A 19,400-nucleotide genomic window follows, 5' to 3' on the forward strand; every position below is an offset into this window, starting at 1 on the left:
TCGGTATGTTTGAAGGAAGGGGGCGGCGCCGCACCGTAGGAGCGCGGGGATCTGCGCGACCAGCCACATCCGAAGCGGCACACACGGATCACGGAGGCCACCCCATGCACCTCTCCAGACGAGGCGTACTGGCAGCAGCCACAGCGGCCGTCTCCCTACCCGCGATCAGCTCAGCAACAGCTCATCATCACCCCCGACCACGCACCGGCTTCGAGAACCTCTCGGCATCCGGTTACGAACCCCTGCGCGGCCGGCGCACCGGCGTCGTCACCAACCCCACCGGCATCACCCGCGACGCACGCCACATCGTCGACGTCATGCACGCCGACGACCGCGTGAACCTCACCGCCGTCTTCGGCCCGGAACACGGCTTCCGCGGCACCGCCCAGGCCGGCGGCTCCGAGGGCCGCTACGACGACCCGGCGACCGGCCTGCCCGTCTACGACACGTACCTCAAGAGCGGCCGGGCGCTCGCCGACATCTTCACCGCGTCCGGCGTGGACACGGTCGTGTTCGACATCCAGGACGTCGGCGCCCGCTTCTACACGTACATCTGGACCCTGTACGACTGCATGGAGGCCGCCCAGCTCGCGGGCAAGCGCTTCGTGGTCCTGGACCGGCCCAACCCGGTGACCGGACGAGCCGCCCTGGGTCCGGTACTCCACAAGGAGTTCGCCACGTTCGTCGGGCGGCAGCCCATCTCCCAGGCGCACGGGATGACCGTCGCGGAGCTGGCGCGGCTGTTCAACGGCGAGTTCCTGACCGAGCCCGTGCCGCTGGAGACGGTGCCCATGTCGGGCTGGAGGCGGTCGGAGTTCTACGACGCCTCCGGACTGCCCTGGGTGCCGCCGAGCCCGAACATGCCGACACCGGAGACGGCCCTGGTGTACTCGGGAACGTGCCTGTTCGAGGGCACCAACCTGTCGGAGGGGCGCGGCACGACACGACCGTTCGAGCTGCTGGGCGCGGAGGGCGTCGACGGGCGCTGGGCCGCCGCCGCGAACGAACTCGACCTGCCCGGCGTGCGCTTCCGGGAGGCGTACTTCGCGCCCACCTTCTCCAAGTTCCAGGGCAGGACGATCGGCGGTGTGCAGCTTCATGTGCACGACCGGGACGCGTTCGACCCCGTGCGCACGGGCATCGCCCTGCTCGTGACCGCGAAGAAGGTCTGGAGCGGCTTCGCCTGGCGCCCCGACCACTGGATCGACAAGCTCACCGGCTCCACGCGCGTGCGCACGATGATCGACGCGGGCGCGGACACCGACGAGGTCGTCGCGGGGTGGCAGCAGGAGCTGGCCGTGTTCCGCAGGACGCGGCGGAAGTACCTGCTCTACCGCTGAGCGGAACGGCCTCGCGCGCCGAATACGCCCGTGACGTATGGCCATGTGCCTCCGTTGGCAGGACGATGCGCCCGTATCGCGGCGTCACCCGGGGGACGAGGGGGCCTGTCATGGTGGATCCGGCGATGAGTGTGACTCCCTACTGGGAGCTGACCTTCGACGCGGACGGGGACCCGGCGGGCCGAGAGCGCGACCGCCTGCTCGCCGGGGTGACCGAACGGAAGGTGCGCGATCTGATCGTCTTCGCGCACGGCTGGAACACCGACCGCTCGGGCGCGAACCGGCTCTACGACCGGTTCCTGGCACCCGTCCCGCGACTCGCCCCGGCGGCCCGGATCGGTTACGTCGGAGTGCTGTGGCCCGCGATGCGGTTCTCCGACGAACCGATCCCGGACCTGCCGCGGTCCGTGGCGGCCGAGGCACCCCGGCGGCCCGTGCTCGACAAGGACACGCGGCACGCGCTGCTGGAGACCTTCCCGGGCCGGACCGTCCTCGTCGACCAGATCGCGCGGCTGCTGGAGCAGCAACCGCCGGAGGAGGCCGAGCTGGAGGAGTTCGGGCGGCTGGTCCGGCTGCTGGTGGAGGTGGTGGCGCCCGGGCCGCAGGCGCTGTTCGCGGCGGACACCGTGGCGGAGGGGGTACCGCAGAGCGAGCCGGAGCTGGTCGCCGGTTCCGCGGCGAGGGCCTGCGAGGAGTTCACGCGGGCGCTGGCGAGCCTCGAAGTGTCCGGCGCACAGCGCGGGTTCAGACTCCCGAACCCCTGGGACGGGGCGCACGAACTGCTGCGGCAGGCGACGTACTACGCCATGAAACGGCGCGCGGGGACGGTCGGTGAGCGTGGTCTCGGCCGGGTGGTCGGGCAGCTCGCCAAGGCGGCGCCGGGCGTGCGTGTGCACCTCGTCGGGCACAGCTTCGGCGCGCGGCTGGTGTCGTTCGCGCTGCGCGGCCTGCCCGAGGGCGTCCGCACGGTGAAGTCCGTGACGCTCCTCCAAGGGGCGTTCTCGCACTACGCGTTCGCGGCGCGGCTGCCGCACGACGCGCGCGCCGGAGGAGTGCTCCAGGGACAGCAGAACCGCGTCGACGGTCCCCTGGTGTGCTGCCACTCCCGGCACGACTCGGCTCTGGGCACGATGTATCCGCTGGCCTCGCGCATGGCGGGCGACAGCCGGTCGGTCGCCGAACTCGACCTCGGGCGGGCCCTGGGCGCCAAATGGGGTGCGATGGGCTACGGCGGGATCCGGGCCGTCCCGGGCACGCGCGCGTACCTGCTCGCCGAAGCCCTGCGGGCGAAGCTGCCCGACTCGGGGTGTGTGAACGTCGACGCGGCGGCGGTGGTCAGACGCGGCGGCCCGCCGGCCGGCGCGCACAGCGACATCCTGCACGAGGAACTGGCCCGGCTGGTGCTGGCGGCGGGCCGCATCCGCTGACCCGCCGCCGGACGTGCGCCCCCCCGGACGACGTGTCACCGGTGCGAGGTGAACTCCACGACCTGCTGGTAGGTGGGCCGGTTCTGCCAGCTGATCTTGCCGTGCTTGATGCCGCCGAGAGTGCGGTGGTTGATGGAGTCGGCACACCACTGGTCGCCCGCCGCGCACACGTCGTCGCCGGGGTAGACCTGGGCCGCGGTCCTGCCGGCCGCCTCCTTCAGGGTGCGGATGAGGGTGTCGCGGCAGGCGCCGAGGCCGCCGTCGCCGCAGTAGGTCCGGGCCAGCGGGCCCTTCACCTGCTCGCCGAGCACGGCCCGGATGTCCTTGTCGACGTAACTCCACCAGCCGTACTGGAAGGAGCTTCCGGCGTGCGAGCCGGTCGGGCCGTGCGCGGCGGACGGGGACTCGTCGACGGGCAGGTTGGCGGTCATGGCCTCGAACAGCTCGCTGCCGAGGCCCGGTTCGAACTCGGCCTTGACCAGCAGCGGCCACCAGGCGTCGAGGATGCGGATCGCGTCGGCGTCGGCGTACTTCTTGGAGCCCGCGGAGGTCTCCGTGCGCTGGCCACCGGCGGCCACCCAGGCCTGGAGCTTGCTCACGGCGGCCGCCGCGGTGGAGTCGGTGACCGGCGAACTGCTGATCACTTTCAGCAGCTTGGGCAGGACGTCTTCCGCCCGCAGGTCGGCGAGCCCGGCGTCGGCCATGGCCTTGGTCAGGGAGGCCCGGGTCACCCCGCCCTGCTGGACCAGCTTCCGCACCCGGTCCTCGAGGAGGTTGCCGCGGTGCACGGAGCCGTTGCCCCAGGGCGCGGCCGTGTAGTCCTTGGCCTGCTTGTTGTTCCAGGAGACGTAGTAGTCCTGGTCGATGGAGTTGGGGTGGGCGGAGGGCGGCGTGTGGTCGGCCGTGTTGGTCGCCGGGTCCCAGCCCCGCCACTCGTACGACGGCCGCGCCCACACGGGGAACTCGGCGTCGACACCGCCCGCGCGCACCGGGTTGTCGCCGCTGTTGTAGTACGCGGTGTGCTCGGAGTCGGCGTAGAACCAGTTGAAGGTGTAGTTGATGTGCTGCACAGCCTTCTGGAAGGACTCCGGGCCCTTGACGTAGCCGGGGTCGTTCAGCATCTGGAAGCCGATGATGGAGTCGGCCTCGTGCATGAAGGAGGAGCGCAGGGTGGTGTAGGCGACCTTCTTGCCGCCGACCGTCGCGCGGTACTCGACGGGTCCGTACTTCGTGCGCCAGACGCGCATCGTGTACGAGCCGGCCGCGGTGCCGTCGGCGACCGTCGGCTTCCAGGCGTTCTTCCGCTCGACCCTCTCCATCGGCGTGCAGGTGCCGCGGTACAGGTAGTGGTAGTCGTCCTGGCAGAGCTCGACGGCGTAGGTGTCGATGATGTCCTGGCCGGAGGTCGTGGCGCTCCACGCGTAGTCCTGGCCGCGGCCGAGTTCCACGTACATGCTCAGGCCGGCGAAGGAGGCGCCGCGGGCGCTGATGCCCGGACCCTGGAGCTCCTGGAGCAGCAGCAACTGCGGGGCGAAGTAGCCGGTCTGCGGTCCGAACACGGCGACGGGGTGGCCGCTGGCGGTGTGCTTGCCGCTGACCACGAGGGCGTTGGACATGCCGCGCCTGGCGGACGACGAGGCCGCTTTGACCGCGTCGCTGGACGCGCCGGTGGCACTGGACGTGGCGGCGCTTCCGGTGCGGTCGTGGACGAGCGGCTCGGGCTTCACGGAGTCGGCGTCGGGCAGGGCGGCACCCCGTGGGTCGTCCGGCCTGGTCCCGTACGGGAAGCTGCCGTCGTGGACGGTGAGGACGGCCTCCGGGTCGTTGCGCATCCGGAAGGACTCCCAGACCTTGGTGCCCTCCGTCACGCCGTACTTCTCCTGTGCGGCGAGCAGCGACAACGCGTTGTTGACCTCGCCGCCCCCGCCGGAGCCGAACAGGGCGCCGATGACGGAGCCCAGCGCGACCATGTCGGTGATCTTGAAGTGCTCGATCGTTCCGGCGTTGGTGACGGAGTCCTTGTGCCCGGTGAGGACGTACTCGCCGGGGAAGTAACGGCCGCTGTCCGAGGCGTCGATGTAGGCGTTGATGCCGTCGAGATAGGCCTTGGCGTCGGCGAGGGCCTGCTTGCCGCGCTCGCCGTTGGTGGCGACGGCGTTGTCGATCTGTGCCTGCAGATCCGCCTCGGTGTACGGGGCGTGCCGCCAGAACTGCTGCTCCAGGCCCTGGTTGGAGGGCGCACCGCCGGCGAAGGAGGTCAGTTGGCCGCGCCCGACGTGCCGGAAGACGTCCATGAGCCACAGCCGGTCCTGGGCCGCCGCGTAGCCGGCACCGAACTCCGTGCCGTACCTGGTGGTACCGGTGATGTGCGGCACACCGGTCTTCTTGTCCCGGACGATCGTCACGTCACTGCGCCCGGCGGGCTTGAGGGTGGAGGCGACCTGGTCGGCGGGAACCCCGAACGACGCGTCGTTGAAGAAGGTGTTGATCTTGTCGTTGGTGAGGCCGGTGTATCCCTTTGCGAGGCCGGCGTAGGGCCCGAGCTGGTCCTCGGCGTGCTCGGGCTGGGTGCCGAACGCCTGGTTGAGGAGGATCTGGGCGAGGGTGGCGTTGCCGTTCTGGCCGGGCGGGAGGATGTCCGAGCACTGGTTCCCGCAGTAGTCGTTCGCCGCGGCGGAGGTCCGGGCGGTCTCAGTTTCCGAGGCGGAAGCCGGGGCAATCGGCGACAAGAGACCCGCAATCAGCGCGCATACCGATGCGGACTTCAGGAACCCGGGGATTCCGCCGGGAGTTCTCATTCTGTCGAGGACGGTGCGTGGGATACGCCGTGGCATGTGGGGGGCTCCTCGCGACTGGGGTGGCCGGGATGTTACCGCCGGTATCCCCGGCTTTGAAGATGAACAGACGTCAACTTTTGGAGTCAGCACAACAGGCACACGGACCACGGCAGTCGACTCGCGGGCCTCGTCGGACGGCTTATGGAGGCCATTTGAAATCGGATGGAGCCGATTCGCTTGTCGATACGTCTATTCGGCGACGTCCGTACGACGACGCCGAAGTGACCGGATTACAGGTGCAGGTGTGACGGAGGTGCAGGACGATGGCCGGTTTCCGGAGTCTGGCGAGACAGGTCCGCGATCCACGGTGCGATCTGGCCTTGCGGCGCTATTCGCTGCGCAAGTGCCTTGAGAGGTTCGCCCCTTACGGACACAGGGCGACCTGGGACCATTTGTGCTCCCGAGCAGGGTTCGGTCCCGAGGACCGGTCCCCCGATCCGGTGCGGCTCGTGGCCGCATTGGAGGAGCTGGAGGAGGCGCGGGCGGTCTGGCTGGCCTACGAGGTCGAGTTCGCCGAACGCCGCAAGAAGGAGAAGCACGACGGACTGCGCAGGCCGGGGAGTGTGGACGACTGGCACCGGCTGACCTGGGGCGGTTTCGGCGTGGCGTGGTGCGACGATCCGGCGGTCCATCCCCGTGAACCGCTGGCGGAGGTGCTGCGCCGGCTGATCGCCGCGCTGGAGCGCGAGCCGGGTTCGGCGTGCCCGGTGTGCGGCGGGGCCCGACTGGCCTGGAAGTACGGCTTGGACCACGAGCCTTCGGCGGGTCCGGTCTGCACCGACTGCGGGATCCTGGTACCGCGTCCGGTGCTCACGCCCGAGGCCCTGGCGGATGCCAGGCGGGCGAGGATGCTGGTGTCGGCTTGACGAACGCGGGTGCGCGGGGGGTGCGCCGGGGATGCCGCACCCCCACTGTCGTGGTGTGAGACGGCTGTCAGTGGTGACTGGCACCATCAGGGCATGGTGCAGGTGTGTCTGAACGGGCGTCGGGGCGCCACGGACGGTGCGGTGGTGCCGCTGACGCCCGAGGCGATGGCCGGCTCGGCCGCCGATGCCGTCGCGGCCGGAGCCACGGACATCCATGTCCACCCCAAGACGCCGTGCGGGCGGGACACGTTGTCGCCGCGGGTGCTCGCGATGACGCTGGAGGCGATACGGGCCCTGGTGCCGGAGTCGGTGCCGGTCGGTGTGACGACCGGAGCGTGGGCGGAGCCGGACCCTGCCGCGCGGCTGGACCGTGTGCGGAGTTGGGCCTCGCTGCCTGTTCTGCCCGACCACGCGTCGGTCAACTGGCATGAGGACGGCGCGGAGGAGGTGGCCACCGCGCTTCTCGATCTGGGCGTGGGGGTGGAGGCCGGCATCTGGTCGGGGACGGACGGGGCGGAGCGGTTCGCCGCGTCCCCGTCGGGGCCGAGGGTGCTGCGCGTGCTGGCCGAGGTGACGGACACGGACCCGGACACCGCCGTGGACTCCGCCGAGGCGCTGCTTTCCGAACTGGGCGCGGCTCATGGGCGTCCCGTGTTGCTGCACGGGGAGGACGGGGGTGCGTGGCCGGTGCTGCGGCTTGCGGGGCGGTTGGGGTTGGCGACGCGGGTCGGGGTGGAGGATGTGCTGGTGCTGCCGGATGGGAGGCCGGCCCGGTCCAACGCGGAGTTGGTGGCGGCGGGGTTGTCGGAGTACGCGCGCGCCGCGTTGTGAGGTGCCGGGCGTTGGTGCTGGGGCCGGGGCATTGCGCAGCCCGGCGTAGCGGGGTGCCGCTGCGCCCACCCTCCCCCAAGCTTTCGGCTTCGCTCGAGCAGGGGGGACCCCCATCGCCCCAGCGGCACGACTGCCCGCAGCTAAGCGGTCCCGCACCCGCGTACGCACGGAAGGGGACGTGTCGGGGGGTGTCCGCCCGCAGCTGGTTGGCGCCGAGGGACAGACAGCCGCAGCCGATACAGTCGGCGAGGTGATCGCGGAGGCGGTTCAGCTGCTTGATGCGTTCCTCCAGTTCCGAGCGCCAGACCTCGGAGAGGTGCGCCCAGTCCTCCCGCGTCGGCGTCCGCTCCTCGGGAAGTGCCGCCAGCGCCTCACGGATCGTCGCCAGCGGGATCCCGACCCGTTGCGCGGCCCGGATGAACGCGACCCGGCGCAGCGTGTCACGCGAGTACCGACGCTGGTTGCCCGAGGTGCGGCGGCTGCTGATCAGCCCCTTCGACTCGTAGAAGTGCAGCGCCGAGACGGCGGCCCCGCTGCGCGCCGCCAGTTGGCCGACCGTGAGCTCATGGATCTTCTCTGGAATCTGGGGCACCCTTCGAACCCTACCTTCGCCCGTTGACACGACCCCCGCGGCCGACCATGCTAAGCAGTCGCTTAGAGAAACACGACACGCACACCTTCTGACGCGAGAGGCCGGGCCATGGCAGAGCCGAGGATCTTCACATCCGTCGACGAACTGAAGTCGGCGGTGGGCGAGCAACTGGGGTACACCGACTGGCTCGACGTCGACCAGAAGCGGATCGACCTGTTCGCCGAGGCCACCGGCGACCACCAGTGGATCCACGTCGACCCGGAGAAGGCCGCCGCCGGCCCCTTCGGCACCACCATCGCCCACGGCTATCTGACCCTGTCGCTACTGCCCCTCTTCGGACCGCAGCTGATCGCCGTCGAAGGCGTGAAGATGGGTGTCAACTACGGCACCAACAAGGTGCGTTTCCCCGCCCCCGTCCCGGTCGGGTCGAGGCTGCGCGCCACCGCCACCATCACCGGCGTCGAGGACGTGACCGGCGGCGTCCAGGTCACCGTGGCCTTCACCGTGGAACGCGAGGGCGGCGACAAGCCGGTGTGCGTCGCCGAGTCCGTCGCCCGCTACTACCTCTGATCCCGGCGGGCTACTTCTCCCCCACCATCCGCAGCACGAGGTCGGCGTAGAGCGCGCCGACCTCGTCCGGCGTCCACGGCCCGTCGATGTTGAACCAGCGGGCCACGTCGATGCAGAGCGAGAGCACGGCCAGGGTCGTGCCCTTCACGTCCAGCACGTCGAACTCACCGGCCGCCACGCCGTCCTCGATGATCCGCCGCACCTCGTCGTCGCACTGCCGGCGCAACGCGAGGATCTCGGCGCGGGCGTCCGGACCGAGTGAGTCCAGTTCGTACTGCACGACCCGCGCGGTGGTGCGTCCGCCGGCGTGCCAGCGGACGAAGGAGCTGACCGCGTCGGCCAGGCGCTCACGGGCGGTGCCCTCCCGCCGGGACGCCGTCCGCAGGATCTCGACGGCCTTCTGGTGGCCGATCCTGCTGATGCGGTGCAGCAACTCTTCCTTGGTCTTGTAGTGGATGTAGAGCGCGGCCGGACTCATCCCGGCGCGGCCGGCGATGTCCCGGGTCGTCGTGGCGTGGTAGCCGCGCTCGGCGAAGGCCTCCACCGCGGCGATCAGCAGCCGCCGCGCCGCGTCGGGCGTGACCTCGCCCCACGCCTGCGCATCGCCGCCGGCCGTCTCCTCCGCCGTACTCATCACTCGCCCCTCTCCACTGGCAGGGCACCACCATACCGCCGAGGGTGAGCGGGCGCTTAGCAAGGCCGCTCAGGCAGGCCACTCAGATCGGCAGCCCAGGCAGGTCTCAGTGCTTCTCGAAGGGTGTGTACGAAGACCCCGCCGCCCCCTCCTGCCGGTCGCGGATCACCTTGGCCAGGGTGAAGGAGGAGGTGACCAGGTACAGCACGGCGATGGCGAGGAAACCCCGCACCCAGGCGTCGGCGCTCAACTGGTAGATGCCGATCGCGGTGGCCGCCATGGCGACCGCGAAGGAGGCGACGGCCTGGCCGTAGAAGGCGGCCGTGTTCTGCTGCTTGCCCGGTGTGTCACTCATGGCGGCAAGCTTCGGCCAACGTGGCCCGCGCCACATCCGCCGACATACTCAGAAGGTACTCAGAACGCCGAGACCCCCGTCAACGCCCGCCCGATGACCAGCTTCTGGATCTGACTGGTGCCCTCGTACAGGGTCATCACACGGGCGTCCCGCAGCAGCTTGCCCGCCGGGTACTCGTCGATGTAGCCGTAGCCGCCGAAGACCTGGAGCGCGTTGTTGGCGGCGCGGACCGCCGCCTCCGAGGCGAACAGCTTGGCCTTCGACGACTCGACGGCGAACGGCTGCCCCCGGTCGATCAGGTCGGCGACCCGCCAGGTCAGCAGCCGGGCGGCGTCGACGTCCACGGCGATGTCGCTGATCAGCTCCTGGACCAGCTGGTGCCGGGCGATGGTCTTCCCGAACTGCTCGCGTTCGCCCGCGTATCCCACGGCCGCGTCCAGGGCGGCCTGCGCTATGCCGACACACCCGGCCGCGACCGACATCCGCCCCTTGGCCAGAGCCGACATGGCGACGGAGAAACCCCTGCCCTCCTCCCCCAGCAGAGCCGAGGCCGGCACCCGCACGTCCTCCAGCACCAGCTCGGCGGTGGCCTGGCCGCGCAGCCCGAGCTTGCCGTGGATCGTCCGACGAGTCAGCCCCGGCGTGTCGGCGGGGACGAGGAAGGCGGAGACGCCCTTGTGGCCGGGTGCCTCCGTGGAGCGGGCGAAGAGCAGGACGACGTCGGCCCAGGTGCCGTTGGTGATGAACATCTTGGTGCCGTTGATGACGTAGTCGTCGCCGTCCCGCACCGCCCGCGTCGCGAGGCTGCCGGCGTCCGAGCCCGTGCCAGGCTCGGTCAGCCCGAAGCAGCCGACGAGCTCACCGGACGTCAGCCCCGGCAGCCACCGCCGCTTCTGCTCCTCGCTCCCCCACGCGGCGACGGTCTTGGCGACGAGCCCCAGCGAGACGGAGACGATCCCGCGCACGGACGAGTCCCCCCGGCCCAGCTCCTCCGTGACGAGGCAGTACGCGAGGTGGTCGCCGCCGGAGCCGCCGTATTGCTCGTCGATCGTCAGGCCCAGGAAGCCGACCTCGCCGAGCTTCTTCACGACCGACCGGTCGACCTCCTCGGCCCGGTCCCAGGCGACGGCGTGCGGGGCGATCTCGCGCGCCACGAAGTCCCGGGCGAGCTGCCGTACGGCGGTCTGCTCCTCGCTGAGCTCCAGGTTCACCACAGGCACCCCACTTGAAAACCGTACATTTAAATTAGCACTGCTAGTTTCTGTTGGCAGCCCTACTATGTGCGCCATGGCCCGACCGCGCAAGCCCTTGCTCAGCACCGACCGGATCGTCGAGACGGCCCGTGCGCTCGTGGACGCGGAGGGCCTCGCGGCCGTCTCCACGCGCCGGCTCGCCGCCGAGCTGGGGGTCAGCGGGCCCTCGCTCTACAACCACTTCCGCACCAAGGACGAGATCCTGGAGGCGGTCGCCGACTCGGTGAGCGGCCAGGTGGACCTCACGATGTTCCAGGACGGCCGGGACTGGCGGACCGCGCTGCACGACTGGGCCGTCTCCTACCGGGCCGCGCTGCGGGACCACCCCAACATCGTTCCCGTCCTGGCCCGCGGCCCCGGCCGCCGCCCGGCGGGGCTGCGCCTCGCGGACGCCGTCTACGGCGCGATGGTCGAGGCGGGCTGGCCACCGGCGCAGGCCACGTCCATCGGCGCGCTGATGCGGTACTTCGTCATGGGCTCCGCGCTCGGCTCCTTCGCCGGGGGCTTCGTGAACGACGCGAGCGCCTACGACCCCGCCGACTATCCGCATCTCCAGCAGGCGCATCTCCTCTCCGAGCGCCAGGAGAAGATCGACGAACGGGCCTTCGAGACGGGGCTGACGGCCCTGCTGGACGGACTGGCGAGGCAGTACGAGCAGGTGCGGCGGACCGCGTAGGAGCACGGCGGCGGAACACTTCGGCGACGACCGAAGGATCCGTGTCCCATGCTGGGGGCATGACCACGAGGGACCCCAAGGCCACCGGCCTGGCACGGCTCGCGGCGCTGTTCGCGGACGAGACCCGGGCCCTCTGCCTGCTGGCGCTGCTGGACGGGCGGGCGTGGACCGCGAGCGAGCTGGCACGGCACGCGGGTGTCGCCGCTTCGACGCTGAGCGAGCACCTGGGCCGGCTCGTCGCGGGTGGGCTGCTCGCCGAGGAGCGACAGGGCCGGCACCGGTACGTCCGGCTGGCCGACGCACGTGTCGCGCAGCTGGTGGAGGATCTCGCCGCACAGGTCGCGCCGGGAACCGCCGCACGGCCGCGGAGCCTGCGCGAGTCGAGCGCCGGTTCGGCGATGGCCCGGGGGCGCACCTGTTACGACCACCTCGCCGGGCGGCTCGGCATCGCGGTCACCGACGCGCTGACGGCGCGTGGGCTGCTCCAGCAGGAGACCGGGTTCGCGCTCACCGACGCGGGGCTCGCGTGGTTCGACTCCGCCGGGATCGGCCTCGGCCGGCGGGGTCGCCGCCCCCTGGCCCGCGCCTGCCTCGACTGGACCGAACGCCGCCCCCATCTCGCGGGCGTCGCCGGCGCGGCGCTGTGCCGGCACGCCCTGGACACGGGCTGGTGCGTGCGCATCGGCTCCGAGCGGGCCGTGAAGGTGACAGTGGCCGGTGAACGGGCCCTGCCGTGAAGGTGACAGTGGCCGGTGAACGGGCCCTGCACGACCTGCTGGGCGTGGATCCGACGGCCCTGCGCTGAGCCGACCCGCGGCGGCAGCGCCCCGCCCGAAATCCGCGAGCGCCCCTCCCCTTCCCCCTCCTAGTCTCTGGAGCATGATGAACACCTCCCCGTCCCGTCCCGCACGCCGGGCGGAGCTGCTGGCCGCCGGTGCGGCCGCGGTCACGGTCGTACTGTGGGCGTCCGCTTTCGTCTCGATCCGCAGCGCGGGGGACGCCTACTCACCGGGCGCGCTGGCGCTCGGGCGGCTGCTGGCCGGGGCGCTGACGCTGGGGGTGATCTGCCTGCTGCGGCGGGAGGGGTGGCCGCCGCGCGCGGCCTGGCGCGGTATCGCGATATCGGGGCTGTTGTGGTTCGGCTTCTACATGGTGGCCCTCAACTGGGGTGAGCAGCAGGTCGACGCGGGTACGGCCGCCCTGGTCGTGAACATCGGGCCGATCCTGATCGCGCTGCTCGGGGCGCGACTGCTCGGTGACGCGATGCCGCCACGGCTGCTGGCGGGGATGGCGGTGTCCTTCGCCGGTGCGGTGACCGTGGGGCTCTCGATGTCCGGCGAGGGCGGCTCCTCGGTGCTCGGAGTGGTGCTCTGTCTGCTGGCGGCGGTCGCCTACGCCGGTGGTGTGGTGGCGCAGAAGCCTGCGCTGGGCACGGCGAGTCCCCTGCAGGTGACGACGTTCGGTTGCCTGGTCGGCGCGCTGGTGTGCCTGCCGTTCGCCGGGCAGCTCGTCCGGGAGGCCGCCGACGCGCCGGCCTCCGCGACGCTCAACATGGTGTACCTGGGCGTCTTCCCGACCGCCCTCGCCTTCACGACGTGGGCCTACGCCCTGTCGCGGACCACGGCGAGCCGGATGGGCGCGACGACGTACGCGGCTCCCGCGCTGGTCGTGCTGATGTCCTGGCTGTTCCTCGGCGAGGTGCCGGGGCCGCTCACCCTGGTCGGCGGTGTGCTGTGCCTTGCGGGCGTGGCGGTGTCCCGGTCGCGGTCGCGGACGGCTGCTCGGGCCGAGGCTCCGGGAGCGGCACCGGAACCCCGGCCCGAGCGGGCCGCCCCGGACTCAGCCCGCTGACTCGGCCTCCGTCTTCGCCTCGGGCGCGGCCTCCGGCTCCGCCGCACGTGCCCGGCCCGCGAGGACCTTGATCGACACCAGCGCGATCACCGAGAGCGCGATGATGTAGCCGGAGACGGCCATCGAGGTGCCCGTCGCCTCCAGCAGCAGCACCATGACGAAGGGGGCGAGTCCGCCGCCGGCGACGGCCGCGATCTGGTACCCGAGGGAGGCGCCGGTGTAGCGCATCTCGGGCGTGAACAGCTCGGCGAACAGGGCGGCCTGGGGCCCGTACATGATGCTCAGGAAGCAGCTGGCGACGAACGTGCCGACCGCGAGCCACAGCAGCGAGCCGGTGTCGATCAGCAGGAAGAGCGGTACGGCCCACAGGGCGATGCCTACCGCGCCGAGCGCGTAGATGCGGATGCGGCCGATGCGGTCGGAGAGCGCGGCGGCGGCCGGGATCAGCACCAGCTGGGTGAGGCTGACGCAGAGCGAGACCATGAGCACCGGGCCCTTCTTCATGTCCAGTTCCCGGGTCGTGTAGTCGAGGACGCCGGTGATGAGGATGTAGAAGGTCGCGGTGTTCACGGCGAAGGAGCCGCCCGCGAGGAGCACCGTGCCCAGGTGGCCGCGCAGGATCGTGCGCAGCGGCGAGTTCTGCTCGGACTTCTCCTTCTCCGCGAGCGCGCGCTCGGCCTCCCGGAACGCCGGGGTCTCCTCGACGCGGGTGTGGATGTACCAGGCGAGGCCCAGTACCAGCAGGCCGACCAGGAACGGCACCCGCCAGCCCCAGGCGGCGAACGCCGAGTCGGTGGTGAGCGCGCCGGCCAGCAGGAAGACGGTGTTGGCGGTGACCACGCCGATGGGGACGCCGAGCTGGACGACGCTGCCGTAGACGCCGCGCTTGCCCTCCGGGGCGTACTCGGTGGCCAGGAGCATCGCGCCGCCCCACTGGGCGCCGACGGCGACGCCCTGTGCGACGCGAAGCAGGACCAGCAGGATCGGGGCGGCGACGCCGATGGTGTCGTAGGTCGGGAGCAGGCCGATACCGGTCGTGGCGACGCCCATGAGCGTGAGCGCGAGGACCAGCATCGGCTTGCGGCCGCGCTTGTCGCCGAGGTGGCCGGCGACGATGCCGCCGAGCGGGCGGGCGAGGAAGCCGACGGCGAAGGTGGCGAACGAGGCCAGGACGCCGGCGGTGGGGCTCCCGGCGGGGAAGTAGAGGTCGCCGAGGATGAGGGCGGCGGCGATGCCGAAGACGAAGTAGTCGTACCACTCGACGGCCGAGGCGAGCGCTGCCGCGGTGGCTACCCGGCGGCGGTTGTCGACGGCGGGCGTGGTGGTGACGGGCTGAGCGGAAGGTGCCGTGTCCATGCGGTGCACGCTCCGGTGGGTGCGGGGACGGAACAGGGGGGTGGCTCGGGTTCCGGGAACGTACTGACCGGACGGTATGGCCGTCAACGGGTCGTGCACCAGGACTTTTGCTTGTAGGTGGCACACATGTGCGGCCGGACATGCCGGAGCCCCCGGCCTCGCGTGGAGGCCGGGGTGGGGGCGGAGACCGTCAGAAGACGACCAGCGCGCGGCCGCCCCTGCCCGCCAGCATGTTCTCGAAGGCCGCCGGGATGCCGTCGAGGGAGATCCGTTCCGTCACCAGGGCGCTCAGGTCGAGGCGGCCCGCCCGGACGTGCTCGGCCAGCACCGGGAGGTCCTCGGCCGGGTCGGAGTTGCCGTAGACGCAGCCGGAGAGGGTGCGGCCCCAGTGGAAGATCTCCAGGGCGTTGAAGGTGACCTGTTGGTCCTTGCCGCCGATGCCGACGACCGTGGTGCGGCCGCCGCGGCGGGTGGAGTCCCAGGCCGTGCGGATGGTGACCGCGCGCCCGGCGCACTCCACGGCCACGTCGACGCCCTGCTTGCCGGTGAGGCCGCGGATCTCGCGGGCGGTGGTGTCGGAGGCTACGAGGTAGTCGGTGGCACCGGCCGTCCGGGCCAGTTCCTCCTTCTCGGCGGACACGTCCACCGCGATGATCTTCGAGGCGCCCGCGATCCGGGCCGCCTGGACGGCCGCGAGGCCCACTCCCCCGACGCCGAACACCGCGACCGTCTCGCCCTGCCGGACCCGGGCCGAGTGGTGGACGGCGCCGTAGCCGGTGAGGACGGCGCAGCCGAGGAGGGCCGCGTCGGTGAGCGGGACACCGTCCGGGACGGGCTGGACGCAGGACGCCTTGACGACCGTCTCCTCGGCGAACGCGGCGACGTTCAGCCCGGGGTGGAGGTCGGTGCCCTCGGTGGTGCGGGCGTAGACGTCGGCGGCGCCGTCGAGGGCACGGGCGCACAGCCAGACCTCGCCGAGCGAGCAGGCGTGGCAGGCGCCGCAGGACGGGGCCCAGTTGAGGACGACGCCGTCGCCGGGTGCGACACGGGTGACGCCCTCGCCGACGGCGACGACCGTGCCGGCGCCCTCGTGGCCGAGGACGGCGGGGACGGGCACGCGCATGGTGCCGTTGGACAGGGACAGGTCGGAGTGGCAGACCCCGGCGGCGGCGAGCCGGACGCGGACCTGTCCGGGTCCGGGGTCGGGCAGGTCGATGCCGGTGATCTCCAGCGGGGAGCCGACGGCGGGCAGGACGGCGGCGCGGACAGCCATGACGGAAGGGACTCCCCTGGGACTAGAACTGGAGGGACTTGGTCTGGAGGTACTCGGCCAGGCCGTGCACGCCGAGTTCGCGGCCCACGCCCGACTGCTTGTAGCCGCCGAAGGGGGCGAGCGGGTTGAAGCGGCCGCCGTTGATGTCGACCTGGCCGGTGTCCATGCGGCGGGCGAAGGCCACCGCCTCGGCCTCCTCCCCGGCCCACACGGCACCGGCCAGACCGTAGACGGTGCCGTTGGCGATCCGCAGGGCGTCCTCCTCGTCCTCGTAGCGGAGGACCGACAGGACCGGGCCGAAGATCTCCTCCTGCGCGATGGTCATGTCCGGGGTGACGTCGGCGAAGACGGTCGGGCTGACGAAGTAGCCGCTCTCGCGCGGGGCTTCGGGGCCGCCCGCGACCAGGCGGGCGCCTTCCGCGACGCCCTTCTCGATGTAGCCGCGCACCCGGGCCTGCTGCTTCGCGTTGACGACCGGACCGATGCGGTCGCCGTACTTGGCGGCGGCGGTGGCAGCGAGTTCGACGGCCTCGTCGTACTGGTCGCGGTGGATCAGCATCCGGGTCCAGGCGCTGCACGTCTGCCCGGAGTTGGACATGACGTTGGCGACGCCGACGTTGACGGCCTTGGCCAGGTCGGCGGTCGGGAGGATGACGTTGGCGGACTTGCCGCCGAGTTCGAGGGCGACCTTCTTGACCGCTCCGGCGGCGATCGCGGCGATCCGCCGGCCGACGGCGGTGGAGCCGGTGAAGGAGACCAGGTCGACGTCCGGGTGCTCGGCGAGGGCCTGGCCGGCGACCGGGCCGAGGCCCGTGACCAAGTTGAAGACGCCTGCCGGGATGCCGGCCTCGTGCACCGCGTCGGCGAAGAGACGGGCGACCAGCGGGGTGTCCTCGGCGGGCTTCACGACGATCGTGCAGCCCGCCGCGAGGGCCGGGGCGACCTTGGCGACGATCTGGTGCAGGGGGTAGTTCCAGGGCGTGATCGCGGCCACCACACCGACCGGCTCGTGGTGCACGACCGAGTTGCCGGTCTTCTCCTCGAAGGCGTACGTCGCCGCCAGCTCGGCGTACGAGCCCGCGACCGCGATCGGTACGGCGGCGTGGACGGCCTGTGAGAACTTCAGCGGCGAGCCGAGTTCGGCCGTGACGGTCTCGGCGATCTCGTCCGCCCGGGCCACGAGGACGTCCCGGAGGGCGGTGAGGCGGGCGGCCCGCTCGGCGGGAGGGGTCGCGGCCCAGGCCGGGAGGGCGGCGCGGGCGGCCCGTACGGCCGCGTCCACGTCTTCGGCGGTGCCCGCCGGGACCGTGCCGATGACCTGCTCATCGGCCGGGTTCACGACCTCGATCACGTCCTGGCCGGCGGCGGGGCGCCAGGCGCCCCCGATGTACATGCCGTCGTGTGCCTTCATCGTGCTTCCTCCGGGGCGGGGCGTCGTCGTCCGGCACATAAACTAGCGACGATAGTTTTCTGACGCCAGACACCCTGGGCTCGAACCGATCCCGGTCATCACAGCACGGAGCGGGCCCCGCCGAGGTGTGCGGCTCCTCACTCCCCCAGGTCGGGCTGGCGGTCCGGGTGCGGACAGACGCGGTCGCCGTGCTGGTCGAACACGAAGAGGTGGGCGAGGTCGACCAGGAGCGGCACCTGCATGCCGCGGCGGAGAGCAAGGTCCGGGGTGGTGCGGACGATGAGGTCGCCGGGCAGGCGGGGCTCGGCTGTCGCCAGGCCGGACCGCGCCTCCTCGGGAGGGTCCAGGGCCACCACCGGACCGGCCCGGCCGGCGGTGGACAGCTCCCGGAGACGGCCGATGACCGAGCCGTCGCGGCGGCGGCGCCGGGCGGGGCGAGCGAGGCCGGCGCGCGGGGCCTCCAGTTCCGGGACGAGCGCGAGGGTGGAACCGGTGTCGAAATGGACGAGGATCTCGTGCCCCTGGAACTCCACGTGCTCGACCAGGCCGGTGATCGGCACCTCGCCGGGCCGGGCGGAGGAGTGCCTGGCTATCCGGACGGCTTCCGAGCGCAACCCGACGATGACCTCCCGGCCCTGCTGGACCCGCAGCAACTGGTGATCCAGGGAGAGCGGCTCGGGCAGGCGCAGGAACTGCTTGCCCAGGCTGATGGTCATCGCCCCGTCCAGCGGGGCCCGCACCAGGCCGCGCAGGAGGTTGATGCGGGGCGTGCCGACGAAGGCCGCGACGAAGACGTTGCTGGGCAGGGCGTACACCACGCGCGGGCTGTCGACCTGCTGGAGCACCCCGCCGCGCAGCACGGCGACCCGGTCGCCGAGCGACATGGCCTCGGCCTGGTCGTGGGTGACATAGACGGTGGTGACGCCCAGCTCCCGGGTGAGCTGGGATATCTCGGCCCGCAGGTGGTTGCGGAGCTTGGCGTCGAGGTTGGACAGCGGCTCGTCCATGAGGAAGGCCGAGGGGCGGCGGGCGATGGCCCGGCCCATCGCCACGCGCTGGCGTTCGCCGCCGGAGAGGTGACCGGGCAGACGGTCCAGGAGGTCCTCGATGCCCAGCATGCGGGCGGTGGCGTCCACGCGCGGCGCGGGATCCGTGTTCGGGGCCTCGATGCGCAGCGGGAAGCCGATGTTGGCGCGGCTGGTCATGTTCGGGTAGAGGGCGAAGTTCTGGAAGACCATCGCCATGTCCCTCCCGGACGGCGGCAGGTCGTTGGCGTGTTCGCCGTCGAGCAGCAGTTCGCCTTCGTCGATCTCCTCCAGACCGGCGATCATCCTGAGCACGGTCGACTTGCCGCAGCCGGACGGGCCGAGCAGCACGAGGAACTCGCCCGGTGTGATGTCCAGCGACAGCCGGTCCACGACGCGGGCGCCCCGCGTGTAGGCCTTGCTCACGTCGTGCAGGGAGATGGCGCGTGTCATGAGTGCCCCCGAGGGGTCATCAGTCCGCTGGTGCTCCGCGGTCCGGAAACCCCGTACGGGTCGCACGGGGCTGTGGGTCACGGAAGTTAACGGAATGTGCGCGGCCGGGGGAAGACACCGGTCGGAAGCGGGGGCTTCCGTCCATCTGCTGAGAAGGCGGGCGGCCCGGTTCAGCGGATGCCGGTGAGGTGGGCGAAGACCACGAGGTTCCCGGAGTAGCCCTTCCTGCGGTCGTAGGTGCCGCTGCAGGTGATCAGGCGCAGCTCGGGGCGGCCTCGGGGGCCGTACACCTCCTGACTGGGGAAGTTCGCCTTCTCGTACGACCTGACCCTGTCGACGGTGTAGACGGCGATCCGCCCGTCGGCACGGCGGACCTCGACGACGCGGTCGGGTTTCATCTCGGTCAGCCCCGCGAAGACGGCGGGCCCGCTGTCGGTGTCGAGGTGCCCGACGGCCACGGCGGTGCCCTGTCCGCCGGGCGAGGCGCCGTGCTTGAACCAGCCGACCAGCTCGGCGTCGTCCTCCGGGGGCGTGGTGAGGCGGTGGTCACGGTCGAGGCCCAGGTGCATGACCGGGGCGTCGATACGAAGGTACGGGATCAGCAGGCGGGTGGCTCGGGAGGGGGGCAGCGGGCGGAGGGAGGCCGGGGG

17 protein-coding genes and 1 pseudogene are annotated in these 19,400 nt (G+C 71.6%); 8 read left to right on the forward strand and 10 right to left on the reverse strand.

The features are described from left to right. The first annotated feature begins 104 nt into the window (after positions 1-104). Together IE97_RS0123835 and IE97_RS0123840 are read left to right on the forward strand one after the other, a co-directional pair. Positions 105-1,340 (forward strand): exo-beta-N-acetylmuramidase NamZ domain-containing protein, encoded by a 1,236-nt coding sequence (locus IE97_RS0123835; protein WP_030244147.1) that lies wholly within the window; start codon positions 105-107, stop codon positions 1,338-1,340. A gap of 110 nt (positions 1,341-1,450) precedes the next feature. After that, positions 1,451-2,767 carry a hypothetical protein gene (locus IE97_RS0123840; protein ID WP_030244149.1) on the forward strand — a complete coding sequence of 439 codons (1,317 nt, stop codon included), beginning with the start codon at positions 1,451-1,453 and terminating at the stop codon, positions 2,765-2,767. A 35-nt stretch (positions 2,768-2,802) separates the two neighbouring features. Here the strand turns inward: IE97_RS0123840 and IE97_RS0123845 are convergent, their stop codons facing one another. Further along, positions 2,803-5,601, reverse strand: a complete 2,799-nt coding sequence (locus IE97_RS0123845) for a penicillin acylase family protein (protein ID WP_030244151.1) — start codon at positions 5,599-5,601, stop codon at positions 2,803-2,805. 266 nt (positions 5,602-5,867) lie between these two features. Between IE97_RS0123845 and IE97_RS0123850 the strand changes: the two genes are divergently transcribed. After that, positions 5,868-6,470 (forward strand): hypothetical protein, encoded by a 603-nt coding sequence (locus tag IE97_RS0123850; RefSeq protein ID WP_030244154.1) that lies wholly within the window; start codon positions 5,868-5,870, stop codon positions 6,468-6,470. 93 nt (positions 6,471-6,563) lie between these two features. Next, complete coding sequence (locus IE97_RS0123855; RefSeq protein ID WP_030244157.1) at positions 6,564-7,301, forward strand: 3-keto-5-aminohexanoate cleavage protein; 738 nt, start codon at positions 6,564-6,566, stop codon at positions 7,299-7,301. A 214-nt stretch (positions 7,302-7,515) separates the two neighbouring features. Here the strand turns inward: IE97_RS0123855 and soxR are convergent. Further along, positions 7,516-7,893: pseudogene (gene soxR / locus IE97_RS40705) on the reverse strand (redox-sensitive transcriptional activator SoxR); the annotation flags it as partial. 108 nt (positions 7,894-8,001) lie between these two features. Between soxR and IE97_RS0123865 the strand changes: the two are divergent. Beyond that, positions 8,002-8,463 (forward strand): MaoC family dehydratase, encoded by a 462-nt coding sequence (locus IE97_RS0123865; protein ID WP_030244163.1) that lies wholly within the window; start codon positions 8,002-8,004, stop codon positions 8,461-8,463. A gap of 10 nt (positions 8,464-8,473) precedes the next feature. On the opposite strand, the gene IE97_RS0123870 is transcribed toward IE97_RS0123865, so the two are convergent. The 3 genes from IE97_RS0123870 to IE97_RS0123880 all read right to left on the reverse strand — a co-directional run bounded on the left by IE97_RS0123870 (position 8,474) and on the right by IE97_RS0123880 (position 10,663). Beyond that, complete coding sequence (locus tag IE97_RS0123870) at positions 8,474-9,097, reverse strand: TetR/AcrR family transcriptional regulator (protein ID WP_030244165.1); 624 nt, start codon at positions 9,095-9,097, stop codon at positions 8,474-8,476. Between the two features lie 106 nt (positions 9,098-9,203). Continuing rightward, complete coding sequence (locus IE97_RS0123875) at positions 9,204-9,452, reverse strand: YiaA/YiaB family inner membrane protein (RefSeq protein WP_030244168.1); 249 nt, start codon at positions 9,450-9,452, stop codon at positions 9,204-9,206. Positions 9,453-9,511: 59 nt separating this feature from the next. Next, positions 9,512-10,663 (reverse strand): acyl-CoA dehydrogenase family protein, encoded by a 1,152-nt coding sequence (locus IE97_RS0123880; protein WP_030244171.1) that lies wholly within the window; start codon positions 10,661-10,663, stop codon positions 9,512-9,514. A 67-nt stretch (positions 10,664-10,730) separates the two neighbouring features. Here IE97_RS0123880 and IE97_RS0123885 point away from each other — a divergent pair, with 67 nt between their 5' ends. The 3 genes from IE97_RS0123885 (at position 10,731) to IE97_RS0123895 (ending at position 13,232) form a co-directional block, all read left to right on the forward strand. Beyond that, the gene (locus tag IE97_RS0123885) at positions 10,731-11,381 is read left to right on the forward strand and encodes a TetR/AcrR family transcriptional regulator (protein ID WP_199807101.1); all 651 of its coding nucleotides are present in this window, start codon (positions 10,731-10,733) and stop codon (positions 11,379-11,381) included. Positions 11,382-11,440: 59 nt separating this feature from the next. Next, positions 11,441-12,118 (forward strand): ArsR/SmtB family transcription factor, encoded by a 678-nt coding sequence (locus IE97_RS38640; RefSeq protein ID WP_420706133.1) that lies wholly within the window; start codon positions 11,441-11,443, stop codon positions 12,116-12,118. A 145-nt stretch (positions 12,119-12,263) separates the two neighbouring features. Continuing rightward, positions 12,264-13,232, forward strand: a complete 969-nt coding sequence (locus IE97_RS0123895) for a DMT family transporter (RefSeq protein WP_037835485.1) — start codon at positions 12,264-12,266, stop codon at positions 13,230-13,232. Here IE97_RS0123895 and IE97_RS0123900 read toward each other — a convergent pair. The 5 genes from IE97_RS0123900 to IE97_RS0123920 form a co-directional block, all read right to left on the reverse strand. Continuing rightward, on the reverse strand, positions 13,221-14,588 hold the full coding sequence (locus tag IE97_RS0123900) for an MFS transporter (RefSeq protein WP_030244178.1): 1,368 nt from the start codon (positions 14,586-14,588) through the stop codon (positions 13,221-13,223). The genes IE97_RS0123895 and IE97_RS0123900 overlap by 12 nt on opposite strands. Positions 14,589-14,778: 190 nt before the next feature. Then, entirely contained in the window at positions 14,779-15,861 is a 1,083-nt protein-coding gene (locus IE97_RS0123905; protein WP_030244181.1) for a Zn-dependent alcohol dehydrogenase, read from the reverse strand. Between the two features lie 22 nt (positions 15,862-15,883). Next, on the reverse strand, positions 15,884-17,272 hold the full coding sequence (locus tag IE97_RS0123910) for an aldehyde dehydrogenase family protein (protein WP_030244184.1): 1,389 nt from the start codon (positions 17,270-17,272) through the stop codon (positions 15,884-15,886). A 137-nt stretch (positions 17,273-17,409) separates the two neighbouring features. Further along, on the reverse strand, positions 17,410-18,750 hold the full coding sequence (locus tag IE97_RS0123915) for an ABC transporter ATP-binding protein (protein ID WP_030244187.1): 1,341 nt from the start codon (positions 18,748-18,750) through the stop codon (positions 17,410-17,412). 170 nt (positions 18,751-18,920) lie between these two features. Then, the coding region (locus tag IE97_RS0123920; RefSeq protein WP_030244190.1) for a class F sortase at positions 18,921-19,400 on the reverse strand (480 nt) is incomplete at its 5' end.

This window comes from Streptomyces sp. NRRL S-455, assembly GCF_000717875.1.
Classification (GTDB): domain Bacteria; phylum Actinomycetota; class Actinomycetes; order Streptomycetales; family Streptomycetaceae; genus Streptomyces.